This window comes from uncultured Dechloromonas sp., from assembly GCF_945957265.1.
Lineage (GTDB): Bacteria > Pseudomonadota > Gammaproteobacteria > Burkholderiales > Rhodocyclaceae > Azonexus.
Genome location: NZ_CAMFKO010000013.1, coordinates 56,524 through 68,320, shown reverse-complemented (window position 1 = coordinate 68,320; position 11,797 = coordinate 56,524). Strand labels below are relative to the sequence as shown.

At 56.1% G+C, this 11,797-nt stretch carries 11 protein-coding genes; 7 read left to right on the top strand and 4 right to left on the bottom strand.

Annotated features, from left to right (window positions below; all coding sequences use genetic code 11):
- Positions 1-53 precede the first annotated feature (53 nt).
- On the bottom strand, positions 54-1,283 hold the full coding sequence (locus Q0P59_RS08990; RefSeq protein ID WP_295005763.1) for a pyridoxal phosphate-dependent aminotransferase: 1,230 nt from the start codon (positions 1,281-1,283) through the stop codon (positions 54-56).
- Positions 1,284-1,390: 107 nt separating this feature from the next.
- Between Q0P59_RS08990 and Q0P59_RS08985 the strand changes: the two genes are divergently transcribed.
- The gene (locus Q0P59_RS08985; RefSeq protein ID WP_295005761.1) at positions 1,391-1,762 is read left to right on the top strand and encodes an Mth938-like domain-containing protein; all 372 of its coding nucleotides are present in this window, start codon (positions 1,391-1,393) and stop codon (positions 1,760-1,762) included.
- Here Q0P59_RS08985 and Q0P59_RS08980 read toward each other — a convergent pair whose 3' ends face one another.
- Together Q0P59_RS08980 and Q0P59_RS08975 are read right to left on the bottom strand one after the other, a co-directional pair.
- Positions 1,763-3,199 carry a mannose-1-phosphate guanylyltransferase/mannose-6-phosphate isomerase gene (locus Q0P59_RS08980; protein WP_295005759.1) on the bottom strand — a complete coding sequence of 479 codons (1,437 nt, stop codon included), beginning with the start codon at positions 3,197-3,199 and terminating at the stop codon, positions 1,763-1,765.
- 30 nt (positions 3,200-3,229) lie between these two features.
- Complete coding sequence (locus Q0P59_RS08975; RefSeq protein ID WP_295005757.1) at positions 3,230-4,021, bottom strand: outer membrane lipoprotein-sorting protein; 792 nt, start codon at positions 4,019-4,021, stop codon at positions 3,230-3,232.
- Positions 4,022-4,084: 63 nt separating this feature from the next.
- On the opposite strand from Q0P59_RS08975, the gene Q0P59_RS08970 reads away from it, so the two are divergent.
- The 4 genes from Q0P59_RS08970 (at position 4,085) to Q0P59_RS08955 (ending at position 8,346) form a co-directional block, all read left to right on the top strand.
- On the top strand, positions 4,085-4,834 hold the full coding sequence (locus Q0P59_RS08970; RefSeq protein ID WP_295005755.1) for an ABC transporter ATP-binding protein: 750 nt from the start codon (positions 4,085-4,087) through the stop codon (positions 4,832-4,834).
- On the top strand, positions 4,831-6,201 hold the full coding sequence (locus Q0P59_RS08965; RefSeq protein WP_295005753.1) for a DUF1302 family protein: 1,371 nt from the start codon (positions 4,831-4,833) through the stop codon (positions 6,199-6,201). The genes Q0P59_RS08970 and Q0P59_RS08965 overlap by 4 nt, the downstream gene beginning before the upstream one ends.
- A gap of 205 nt (positions 6,202-6,406) precedes the next feature.
- Positions 6,407-7,201, top strand: coding sequence for a PEP-CTERM sorting domain-containing protein (locus Q0P59_RS08960; protein ID WP_295005751.1), 795 nt, complete (start codon positions 6,407-6,409; stop codon positions 7,199-7,201).
- Positions 7,202-7,290: 89 nt separating this feature from the next.
- On the top strand, positions 7,291-8,346 hold the full coding sequence (locus Q0P59_RS08955) for a hypothetical protein (RefSeq protein WP_295005749.1): 1,056 nt from the start codon (positions 7,291-7,293) through the stop codon (positions 8,344-8,346).
- 7 nt (positions 8,347-8,353) lie between these two features.
- Here the strand turns inward: Q0P59_RS08955 and Q0P59_RS08950 are convergent, their stop codons facing one another.
- Positions 8,354-9,214 (bottom strand): ThiF family adenylyltransferase, encoded by an 861-nt coding sequence (locus tag Q0P59_RS08950; RefSeq protein WP_295005833.1) that lies wholly within the window; start codon positions 9,212-9,214, stop codon positions 8,354-8,356.
- A 67-nt stretch (positions 9,215-9,281) separates the two neighbouring features.
- On the opposite strand from Q0P59_RS08950, the gene Q0P59_RS08945 reads away from it, so the two are divergent.
- Together Q0P59_RS08945 and Q0P59_RS08940 are read left to right on the top strand one after the other, a co-directional pair.
- Positions 9,282-10,511 (top strand): FtsX-like permease family protein, encoded by a 1,230-nt coding sequence (locus Q0P59_RS08945; RefSeq protein WP_295005747.1) that lies wholly within the window; start codon positions 9,282-9,284, stop codon positions 10,509-10,511.
- A complete protein-coding gene (locus Q0P59_RS08940) occupies positions 10,460-11,740 on the top strand; it encodes an ABC transporter permease (protein WP_295005745.1) in 1,281 nt (426 codons plus the stop codon). The genes Q0P59_RS08945 and Q0P59_RS08940 overlap by 52 nt, the downstream gene beginning before the upstream one ends.
- The last annotated feature ends 57 nt before the right edge of the window (positions 11,741-11,797 follow it).

Below are 11,797 nucleotides of genomic sequence, written 5' to 3'. Positions count from 1 at the left end.
GTTAGTTGTTAGTTGGTAGAAGTTGCTAGCGACCAATGACTAGCAACTAGCGACTAATTCGTGCCGTGACGCTTGCGATAGTTTTCCAGGAAGCGGGCCAGGCGTCCGACCGCCTCGCGCAGGTCGTCCTCATGCGGCAGGAAAACCAGGCGGAAGTGATCCGGATGCGGCCAATTGAAACCCGTCCCCTGAACCAGCAGCACCTTTTCCTCCTGCAGGAGTTCGGAGATGAACTGCTGGTCGTTCTTGATCGGGTAGATCTTCGGGTCGAGCTTCGGGAACATGTAGAGCGCCGCCTTCGGCTTGACGCAGCTGACCCCGGGAATGGCCGTGATCAGCTCGTGCGCGATATCGCGCTGACGGCGCAGGCGGCCGCCCTCCCTGATCAGGTCGTCGATGCTCTGGTAGCCGCCGAGCGCGGTCTGGATGCCGTGCTGACCCGGCGCATTGGCGCACAGGCGCATCGAAGCCAGCATGTCGAGGCCTTCGATGTAATCCTTGGCGTGGCGCTTGTCGCCGGAAACGACCATCCAGCCGGCGCGGTAGCCGCAGGAACGGTAGTTCTTCGACAGGCCGTTGAAGGTGATCGTCAGCACGTCTTCCGACAGCGAAGCGATCGAGGTGTGCTTTTCGCCCTCGTACAGCACCTTGTCGTACACCTCGTCGGCGTAGATGGTCAGGTGATGCTTGCGGGCGATATCGATAATCTCGCACAGCAGATCGTCCGGATACAGCGCGCCGGTCGGATTGTTCGGGTTGATCAGCACGATCGCCTTGGTATGGGCGTTGATCTTGCTGCGGATATCGTCCAGATCGGGCAGCCAACCCTTTTCCTCGTTGCACAGGTAGTGCCTGGGCGTGCCGCCGGAGAGGCTGATCGCCGCCGTCCACAACGGATAGTCCGGCGCCGGCACGAGCACTTCGTCGCCGGCATCGAGCAGCGCGTTCATCGCCATGACGATCAGTTCGGATACGCCATTGCCGACGTAGATGTCGTCCAGCGTCACGCCCTTGATACCCTTTTGCTGGGTGTAGTGCATGATCGCCTTGCGCGCCGCGAAAATCCCCTTCGAGTCCGTGTAACCGGCCGCGTTCGGCAGGTTGCGGATCATGTCCTGCTGGATTTCCTCGGGCGAATCGAAACCGAACGCGGCCAGGTTGCCGATGTTCAGCTTGATGATCTTGTGACCCTCTTCCTCCATCTGCTTGGCTTTCTGCAGCACGGGGCCGCGAATGTCGTAGCAGACGTTGGCGAGTTTGGCGGACTTCTTGACGTGTTTCATGAGTGGGTTCCCGCGTAGCGGCGTATAGGCCATTCAGGCCAAAGGTATAATCCTACTTTATCGCATGGTGCACCGCAATTTGAGCGGGCTTTCAGGAACACAGCACAGTGAAACTTCACACATCGAACACCGACGGACTCAACCTGTTCTCTGCCTATGGCGACGATTTCGTGACCGTCAACCAGGACAAGTATTTCGAGAACCTGATCCTGCTGCCCGATGCCGTCATTCCAGCCTGGACCTCGGCGACCGTCGCCACCCTGACGGAGGCCGACATGGAAAAGCTCCTGGCACTGCAAACGGAAATCATCCTGCTCGGGACCGGAAGCCGCCTGCGCTTCCCAGCGGGCGCCTTGCTCCGCGCCTTTGCCCCGGCCGGCATCGGTCTCGACGTGATGGACCTGAAAGCTGCCTGCCGCACCTACAACATCCTGGCAGCCGAGGGCCGCAAGGTTGCCGCAGCCCTCCTCTTCGACTGATCAGCCGCGCCCGTAGGTATCCTCGAAACGCACGATGTCGTCCTCGCCCAGGTAGCTCCCGGACTGCACCTCGATCATCTCGAGAGGGACGATGCCCGGATTTTCCAGGCGATGCTTCACGCCGAGCGGAATGTAGGTCGACTGGTTCTCCGACACCAGGAAGGCCTCTTCGCCCCGGGTGACCCTGGCCGTACCGGTCACCACGATCCAGTGCTCGGCGCGGTGGTGATGCATCTGCAGCGACAGCGAGGCCCCCGGCTTGACGCAGATTCGCTTGACCTGGAAACGCTCGCCGGAATCGACCCCGTCGTACCATCCCCAGGGCCGATGCACCTTGCGGTGCCACTGCGCCACGGAGCGCTTCTCCGCCTTCAGGCGATCGACAATCTTTTTCACGTCCTGCGTCGCATCATGGCGCGCCACCAGTACCGCATCGTTCGTTTCGATCACCACCACGTCGCTCAGGCCGATACAGGTCACCAGGCGGCCCTCCGAAAGAGCCAGCGTATTGCGGCAAGACTCGAGCATCACGTCCCCGCGCGTCGCATTTCCCGCCGCGCATTTGGGAAGCACTTTCCACAAGGCGTCCCACGCCCCGACATCGGACCACCCTGCCGACAACGGAATCACCGCCGCCCCGGGAAGCCCCGGCAGCCCGGCCGACAGGCGCTCCATCACCGCATAGTCGATCGAGTCGGACGGGCATTGCTCGAACTCCCGACGATCGACACGTACGAAATCGCCATCCTGACTGACCGCGCCCAAGGCCGTCCGGCACGCCAGCAGAATATCCGGACGGCACACCGACAGCGCCGACAGCCAGGTGGAGGCCTTCATCACGAAGATGCCGCTGTTCCAGAGGTAATCGCCGGCATCGAGATAAGCCTGCGCCGTCTCGCGATCCGGTTTTTCGACAAAACGCGCCAGGGCGTAGGCACCGTCGTCGAGCCCGCTCCTGTCGCCGCGCTGGATATAGCCATAGCCGGTTTCGGGACAGTCCGGCGTGATGCCGAAGGTCACGGCCAATCCCTGTTCGGCAAGTCCGACTGCGCGCGCCACGGCTTTACGGAAAACCTCGCCCTCGAGAATGACGTGATCGGCCGGCATGACAACCAACACCGGATCATCCCCATCGCGCTGCGCCCACAGGGCAGCCAGCGTCAAGGCAGGCGCCGTATTGCGCCCGCAAGGCTCGAGCAGTATCTGCCCCCGCTTTCCCAACAGGCGCAATTGCTCCGCCACGGCGAAGCGATGCTCTTCGTTGCAGACGAGAAAAGGCTCGCCCAACCCCTCCAGCCCCCCCAGGCGGGCAACGGTTTCCTGCAGCAGGGTATTGTCGCCCACCAGCGGCAACAACTGCTTCGGATACTTCTCGCGGGACAAAGGCCAGAGGCGGGTTCCGGAGCCACCGGAAAGAACGACGGGGATAATTGACATGGACATTTTCTTAATCGACGAACAAACGACCTACTCGAGCTTCTTCAGGTACTCCTTGGTGAATACCTTGTCCGGCAGGTCCCGCAGCCGCATTTCACTATATTCGAGAATCGATTTTTCACCCGCTTTCAGCGCATCCTCCATGATCAGCCGGGTCGGTCGCACACGACCGGCCAGCGTCTGGAAGTTTTCGTAACTGCATTTCTTCAACAAGCGGTTGGACAACGAATAAAACTCCGCCTTGAGCGGCCAGCCCGACTTTTCGTTCACCCAATACATGACGCGTTGATAGGTGACGCTGCGGTCGACCGCCACCAGTTCGAGCACGTGATAAGTATCGTTGCCGATCTTTTCCATGCCGACGATTTTCGGATTGTAGTCGCCGGCAAAATTGGCCCTGGCCAAATCCCCGTTGGCAACCTGCCCGGTCAGACGCTGCGCCAGCGAAATTCGAACCGGCTGCGAAACCTCGGGCATGAATATCCACAGATCGCGCCCCTTCATCAGAATGATCTGTCCGCGTTCCGATGCCGGCTCCGTAACCATGACCACCGTGTTCTCGTTCCCCTTGGATAAAACACGGTATTTCCGCGTATCCACCTCTTTATCAGGACGCGCAGAACTAATTACAATGTCAACCTGAAATCCTTCTGCCGGGAAGCGGACCTTGTCCGCCTTATCAACAATGGAGCGGGCAAGCGCGTCATCCCCACCGGGCACTGCGCTTCCTTGCCCCCAAGCGAGTTGCCACTGGAGTGCAAGGAAGATGCTGAACACGAGAGAAAACACACACCGCCTTGCAACGTCGTCATTTGTTTTCATGAATGATCTCCTGTGCTTGCTCTTCTCCACTTCCTGCTCCATTTTTCCTGACGGATCGCAATCATGAGCGTCGTCCGCGTCGAACGCGTCTACAAGGACTATCAGCTCGGCGAACAGACCGTCCAGGCGCTCCATGATATTACATGGTCAATTGAACCCGGTGTGTTTCTAGCCATTTCCGGGCCGTCAGGCAGCGGCAAAACCACCCTGCTGAATCTGATTGGCTGCATCGACAAACCGACGCGCGGCAAGATCTTCATCAACGAAGAAGACATTTCGGAAAAAACGCCAAACGAACTTGCCGATCTCAGGGCGCACTCCATCGGCTTCATCTTCCAGACATTCAATCTGTTCCCGGTACTTACTGCCGCCGAAAACGTCGAATATCCGCTGCTCCGTCGCGCCGATATTTCTCCTGAAGAGCGCAAACAGCGCGTCGCCTATTTTCTCGACATCGTCGGCCTCGGCAAATTTGCCGGCCACCGCCCCAACCAGTTGAGCGGAGGGCAAAGACAACGGGTTGCCATCGCTCGCGCACTCGCCATCAAACCCAGCATCGTTCTCGCCGACGAGCCCACGGCCAACCTCGACAAAGCAACGGGGCGCGAAATCCTGAGCCTGATGAAACAGATCAACCGTTACCTGAAAACAACTTTCATCTTCTCCACCCACGACCAAAAGGTCATCGACCGTGCGGATCGCCTTGTCCAGATGGAGGATGGATATATCACGGCCTTCGGAGTGCGCAACGAAGGCGAAAGAACCTGGAATCTTGCACGTATCCGCACCCTACCGGAATCAGACGAAGAATGACCTCCTCCAAAAAAACCCACCCTAATCGCCCAGTCTCCTTCCCCCACTCGCTAGCCGCTCTCGTTGCAGCATGTTTTGCGACAGTGGCAATGGCTTCGGAAGAGCCCCGCACGGAACGCGACGATCTCTTCGGAGAACCCGTCAGCAAAAAGGCAAGCAGTGGGTCAGGCATCAAGGGGTTTACCCAATTTGAAGCAGCCCGCACGACCGCTTCGCCCGAGCATTGGTCCAAGTTGAGAAGCCGGACCGAATTCGGCAGTTCCGGCGCACTCGGCGATGGGCTCAAATGGAAGCTTGGTGCCCGTTTCGATTACGACTTTGCCTACGGCATCAACGACTACTACCCGGCAGAAGTTCGCCAGAATCAGCGTACCAACTTCGAACTACGCGAGAACTACCTCGACTTCAGCTCGGGGAACTGGGATTTCCGCCTGGGAAAACAACACGTGGTATGGGGCGAAATGGTTGGCCTCTTCTTTGCCGACGTTGTTTCGGCCCGAGATCTCCGCGAGTTCATCCTGCCCGAATTCGACCAGATGCGCACCCCGCAATGGGCGGCGCGCGCCGAATATTTCAATGACGACCTGCACGCGGAAATCCTTTGGATCCCGGTTGCCAGCTACGACAACATCGGCAAGCCAGGATCAGATTTTTACCCTTACCAACCGGTACCCAGCGGCTTCAACGTTCGCTACACGCCAGAACTCAGGCCGGAACACAACGCCGACAACATGAACTACGGCCTCCGCCTGTCCACCCTAAAAAATGGATGGGACGTATCCGGCTTTTACTATCGCTCGTCAGACATCAGCCAAACGTTCTACCGCAATTACGAAGCACTGACCAACACCTTCGTTTACCAGGCAAAACACGACCGCATCCACCAATACGGCGGCACGATTTCCAAAGACTTCGGCGATGTCGTCCTCAAGGCAGAAGGCGTATATACGCGCGGCCGCAACTTCACCACGCTGGACTTCACCGACAGCGATGGCGTGGTTCGCCAAAACACGCTGGACTGGGCCGCCGGCCTCGATTTCACCCTGCCTGCGGAAACGCGATTCAATGCCCAGGTTTTCCAACGGCAGTTCATGAATCACGACAGCCATATCATTCCCGACAAGAATGAAAACGGCTACAGCCTGCTCCTCAATTCAAAATATTTCGCCAACTGGGAAGCACAAGCACTCTTCATTTCCAGCATGAATCGCTCTGACTGGCTATTCCGTCCCAAGCTTGCCTGGAACTTCCAACGAAACTGGCGCTGGGTGCTCGGTGCCGACGTCTTCCACGGCCCGCAAACCGGCATGTTTGGCCGTTACGACTCAATGGACCGCCTGTATTCCGAAGTTCGATACAGTTTTTAACTCCCTGAAATGGAGAGCGCGCTCCAGCATGCAAAATGCAAACAACAAACCATCGAACGGCTGTCGGGTTTCTTTACACAGCCCTACAAAGAAAAATAGCAAACACAACCAACCAATTGTTTTATAAGAACAAAAAACACATGGCATGCAACCTGCTTATTAACGAGCGTGCCGGCCAACGGCTCATTAATTCAGGAGTAATAAAATGAACCGCAAAATTATCGCTTCGATGCTTGCCGCAGCCGGTATTGCCGCATCCGGTGCAGCTCAAGCAGCCTTCGTGGTAGGCGGTGTCGACTTCGGAGCCCCCGGGTCTCACCTCGAAACCACTACCATCGCTGAAACCTACGTCAATGGCGACGGCCAGCATCTGCTTGGTTACGGTGTGATCAATACCGTCAATGGCTCCAATGCCTACACCAGCAATGGCGACAAGCTTTACTTCACCTTTGACTACACCACCAAGGACTTTTCTGCAGCGTCGTCCGGCTTCGTCAATGGCGTGGTGAATGTTTTCAAGGGCGCCAATGTCAACTTGCTGACCCAATCGTCGGCCACCAACTGGGCCATGATCAATGGCTACTCCCAGTGGGTTCGCTTTACCGGCCACACCGGCAGCAGCGCGGTTAACCCGGCATATGAACTGTTCTCCCAGGGCACGCTGACCGGCCAAACGATTTCTTTCTTCGGCTCCGGCTTGCTTAATGTCGACCTGTCCGGCGCCTTTGGCCTTGCCGCCGTCGCCGCCGCGCTGAACGGCAACGACATCGACGATTTCGTTGGTGGAAAAGCCGATGCCCTGATCACCACCTCCGGCAACAATCTGGTGCTGAACAAAAATGACAACACCGCCGGTTGCAGAACCAACCCGACCGTGGGTCAATGGTGTGTTGCCGGCTCTGCCGACATTCGCGGCACCGTACTGCCCGAACCGGGCTCCCTGGCCCTCGCAGGTCTCGGACTTCTGGGCCTGGGCGCCGCCCGCCGCCGCAGCAAGTAAGACTGCAAGTCGCTATCCAGAGACCCCGCCACGGCGGGGTCTTTTTTTGTCTAAAATAAGCCTCACCAATATTGTTTCGCACAACCGAAATGCCCAAGCTCAACCCAAGCCTACTGGAATTAGCCATCGAAGCTGCCCGCATGGCGCCTAGCGCTGATAATTCCCAGCCTTGGCATATTCGCTTGCGCGATCAAATGCTTTCCGTCCACCACCGCCCATCCGGTGGAGAAGATCCATTCGGGCCCAGTGGCCATGCCACGCTGCTTGGCATCGGTGCAATGGCGGAAAACCTTAGCCAAATATTTTCCAACCCCCTGCAGGCAATCAAGATAGTCGATCTGGAGTTGGGTGCCCCGTACTTTACTCTAGCGCTTCCACTTCAGGACAGCGTAGTCTCCAAAGCCGACTTTGCGCTTTTTTCGCGCAACACCAATCGTTTCCGTTACACCAAGACGCCACCCGACGCAGAACTTCTTGAGAAGATATCTCAACAACGAGAGCCCTTGGCACAAACGCAGTTACTACTCACCCCAAAAGATCGTCAAATATTTTCGGACATCACCGAAATTTGCTGCAAAGCACGATTTTGCAACCGCGACCTGCACGAATGGCTGATGGGTAGCCTGCGCTTCTCGGAAAACGAAATCAAACAAGGAGATGGCCTTGCAATCAACACCATCAATCTCCCACCGGGGGGAAATCTATTCATGCAATGGATACGGCCCTGGAAACGGATGGCCGCACTAAACAAACTGGGGGCGTTCAAATTCATGGCAAAAACCGAGGCAAGCCTCCTCCGAAGCGCTCCCTTGATTGTTTTGATCACCGGAGAAGACTCTCCCCATGGCGCTTTTTCCGCCGGCATGTTGATGGAAAGAACATGGATTCTGCTCAATCAATTAGGCTGGGCTGTACATCCCTATTATGTCGTCACCGACCAGGAGAGCAGGCTTCAAACCGGAAAAATTCCCAAAGATTGGACCTCCCCCGTCAAACAGGCGATCGACAAAGCCAGAGCGCTAATTAATTTAAAGGAGGGGGAACGCATACACATGGCGTTGCGGGTGGGAAAACCGACAAAATCCCCACCTCCATCACTGAGACGCCCCGTTGATCAAGTGTTATTGACCGACGGCAATACTTGAGCCAACGCTAAAGCCCAAGCTGGCGACGCACAAGATAACGCATCAGGCGCTGCATTGGATTTCGATGCCCCCAGGGACGCCAAGTCAGCGCATATTGCATCCGGTACGCATCAAATTGAGTTCCCAAAGGCGCCAACCTCACGCCCTTGCGTCCCAATACAAGCTTCAGGGTTTCAATGGCCGCAACTCCGGCACAGAGCTGACATGCGGCAATACAAGACGGCCCTTTACGCTCGGCAAGATTGACCCTGCTCATATCGGCCACATAGCCCCGTTGCAGCATCGCAGGCGAAAGACCAACCAGGAAACGGATAGCCATTTCCATTTCATCTCCGCCTTCAAAACCAAAATACTCCTCGAATGGCATGCCACCAGGCCCAAACACCAGTAACGCGACTCCAAGCCCAAGTGGCGCGGCGGTAACCACTGGTATACCTTTTCTTTCACATGCCGCAAATGTTTTTCTACGCGCATCAAATGCGAAAAAATCCAATCCATCAACATAAACATCGACGTCGGTTAGAAAATCTTCCAGATTGTCATCGTTCACACCATCCGGGAAAAGCCTCAAATCCACTTCTGGATTTATATCCCTGACCATATCCCGCAAAACATCAAGCTTGGGCTTACCAAGCGAACTGACTGTTGCACCAACCTGGCGGTTGAAATTCACAATATCGAATTTATCAAAATCCGCAATTGAAAACTTTCCAATACCAAGTCGCGCCAAGGTCAACAAGTGGACTCCACCAACCCCCCCCAGCCCTCCTATAGCCACACGAGCATTCTTTAGCCGAAGCTGCTCGGACTCAGTCACCCAACCGATATTGCGAGAGAACGCGCTGCCATAGTCGAAATTCGCCACAATTTTCTCCGCTCTGCCGAAATGCGATTTATGATGGCACACACATTACCTGAACCAAGTAAACGCGCCAATGACGAAGTTTTGGGCCGATATCAGGATTGCCATACTTAACCTGCAGCGCAACAAACGCAGGACACTGGTTGCCACCATCAGCGTTGCAGGCGGGGTTGTTGCCTTTCTACTGGCGGGAGGATTCATCGCCTGGATATTCCAGGACATGCGCGAAGCCACGATCCACTCCCAACTGGGTCACCTCCAAATTGTACGTCCCGGCTACTTCAGCAAAGGCGTGGCCGATCCGTACAACTATTTACTTCCTGCACGATCTGTCGAGCAAGCGACTACCGGAAAAGAACCCGGTGTCAGCGTACTTACCCCTCGCCTTTCGTTTAGCGGCTTAGTCAGCCGTGGAGAAACGACTGTTCCATTCATTGGGGAAGGTATCGACCCGGCAGGCGAGCGCCCGATCAGCACCCGGCTTAGCATCATTGAGGGCGATGACCTGGGAAGCGCAAACGATCTTTCGGCACTGCTGGGAGAAGGTTTGGCCAAGAGCGTTGGCGCAAAACCCGGCGACACCGTCGTACTTCTCACCACCTCAGCAAACGGCAGTCCCAATGCGGTGGAGCTCAAGATCGCCGGGACATTCGCCACGATCTCGAAAGAGTATGACGACAACACCCTCAGGGTCCCCATTTTCGTCGCCCGGAAATTGATGCGCGTCGAAGGTTCAACAAGTTGGGTAGCGCTGCTGAACAATACCAACGCTACAGCAGGTGTCGCCAGATCGCTCAAGGAAAAGCTACCGGCAAGCGATTTTGAATTGGTCACCTGGCAGGACCTGGCGGAGTTCTACAACAAGACCGTCACCCTGTTTTCAAAGCAAGTCAGTGTCGTCAAGTTCATCATTGGCCTGATTATCGTACTGACCATCTCCAACACGCAGACAATGAGCGTTCTTGAGCGAACAACCGAAATCGGCACCAGTCTGGCCATAGGGGTTCGCCGCTCGGAAATCCTCCGCTTGTTTATTCTTGAGGGATGCATGATCGGCATCGTTGGCGGACTGCTCGGACTGGGATCCGGCTATGCCCTCTCCTTGCTCATTTCCGCCGTTGGCATTCCAATGCCACCTCCCCCAGGCATGATCCGCGGATATACAGGGCAGATAATAATCAATGCTGGGCTGGTCGTTGACAGTCTGCTACTGGCCTTCTTCACCACACTGCTAGCAAGCCTGATGCCAGCATGGAAAGCAAGCCGAATGAATATTGTGGACGCACTGAGGACCAATCAGTGAGAACCCTCCTTCCACAACTCCTGTTTGCAGTTCGAAACGTATTTCGCCATCGTGCCCGATCAGCCGCTACGCTGGCTGCCATCAGCTTTGGGGTCGCCAGCCTGATCCTCGCGGGCGGGTTCATTCAAGATATTTTCAAGCAACTTGGCGAAGCCATTATCCACTCGCAAACCGGCCATATTCAAATCACGCAAGAAGGCTATGCCGAAGGGAAGAACCGCGCTCCAGAACGATACCTGATAAAGAATCCCAGGGAGCTCAAATCTGCAATTCAGCAACTGACACCGCAGATTGAGGGCGCATCTTCCCGCTTGACCTTTAGCGGCACACTAAATAATGGCCGGCGCGACCTTGGGATCATCGGCGAAGGCGTTGAGCCGGATAGCGAAAACAAGCTTGGTACTCACTTGAGCTTTGTCGAAGGCCGAGCACTCAGAGACTCGGACGGAGACCAAATAGTCGTCGGCCATGGCGTCGCCAAGGCGTTAGGTCTCGGATTGGGGGATCACGTCACCCTGTTGGCCACCTTACCCCAGGGTGCGGTGAACACCCTCGATTTTGAAGTCGTGGGAATTTTCCAAAGCTTCTCGAAAGAGTTCGACGCCAGGGCAGTCAGAATACCCCTGAGTAGCGCACAGACACTCATGGACACAACGGATGCGCACATCCTGGTCATTAGCCTGACGAATACGGAAGCTACCGCGCAAATCGCCGACGCACTACGGAAGGAATACGCAAAGAAAGGCTATTCCGTAACTGCCTGGAATGAGCTTTCTGACTTTTACGAAAAAACTGTCGAACTTTACGATCGTCAATTTGGAGTTTTGCGACTCATCATTCTCGTCATGGTGTTGCTGAGCGTAGCAAACAGCGTAAACATGACCGTTTTTGAACGTACACGTGAATTTGGAACCATGCTCGCGATAGGCGATACAAAGGGAACCGTTTTTCGCCTCATCCTGATCGAAAACTTGTGCTTGGGCCTATTGGGATCGCTCGTCGGAATGCTTGCCGGCATGGCGGCCGCGCTGGCGATTTCGTCGATCGGCATCCCAATGCCGCCTCCCCCCAATTCCAACATTGGCTATATCGCGCAAATACAACTCGAACCGTCATCCATCGCCACGGCAGGCACCATTGGCTTCTTTGCCTGTGTCCTTGCGGCGATCATCCCGGCGCTAAGAGCATCTCGACTGGACATCGGAGAGGCGCTGCGCTCCGGTATTTGAGCAACCAGGTGTGAAATACTTCCACCCGCAATTCCGCTTCAGAAGGCATCCTCACCC

Excerpts from the sequence above, each read along its gene's own strand:
- Q0P59_RS08975 (WP_295005757.1), bottom strand. The coding sequence starts at position 4,021 with ATGAAAACAAATGACGACGTTGCAAGGCGGTGTGTGTTTTCTCTCGTG.
- Q0P59_RS08940 (WP_295005745.1), top strand. The coding sequence starts at position 10,460 with ATGGAAAGCAAGCCGAATGAATATTGTGGACGCACTGAGGACCAATCA.
- Q0P59_RS08990 (WP_295005763.1), bottom strand. The coding sequence starts at position 1,283 with ATGAAACACGTCAAGAAGTCCGCCAAACTCGCCAACGTCTGCTACGAC.
- Q0P59_RS08965 (WP_295005753.1), top strand. The coding sequence starts at position 4,831 with ATGACCTCCTCCAAAAAAACCCACCCTAATCGCCCAGTCTCCTTCCCC.
- Q0P59_RS08955 (WP_295005749.1), top strand. The coding sequence starts at position 7,291 with ATGCCCAAGCTCAACCCAAGCCTACTGGAATTAGCCATCGAAGCTGCC.
- Q0P59_RS08980 (WP_295005759.1), bottom strand. The coding sequence starts at position 3,199 with ATGTCAATTATCCCCGTCGTTCTTTCCGGTGGCTCCGGAACCCGCCTC.
- Q0P59_RS08970 (WP_295005755.1), top strand. The coding sequence starts at position 4,085 with ATGAGCGTCGTCCGCGTCGAACGCGTCTACAAGGACTATCAGCTCGGC.
- Q0P59_RS08945 (WP_295005747.1), top strand. The coding sequence starts at position 9,282 with ATGACGAAGTTTTGGGCCGATATCAGGATTGCCATACTTAACCTGCAG.
- Q0P59_RS08960 (WP_295005751.1), top strand. The coding sequence starts at position 6,407 with ATGAACCGCAAAATTATCGCTTCGATGCTTGCCGCAGCCGGTATTGCC.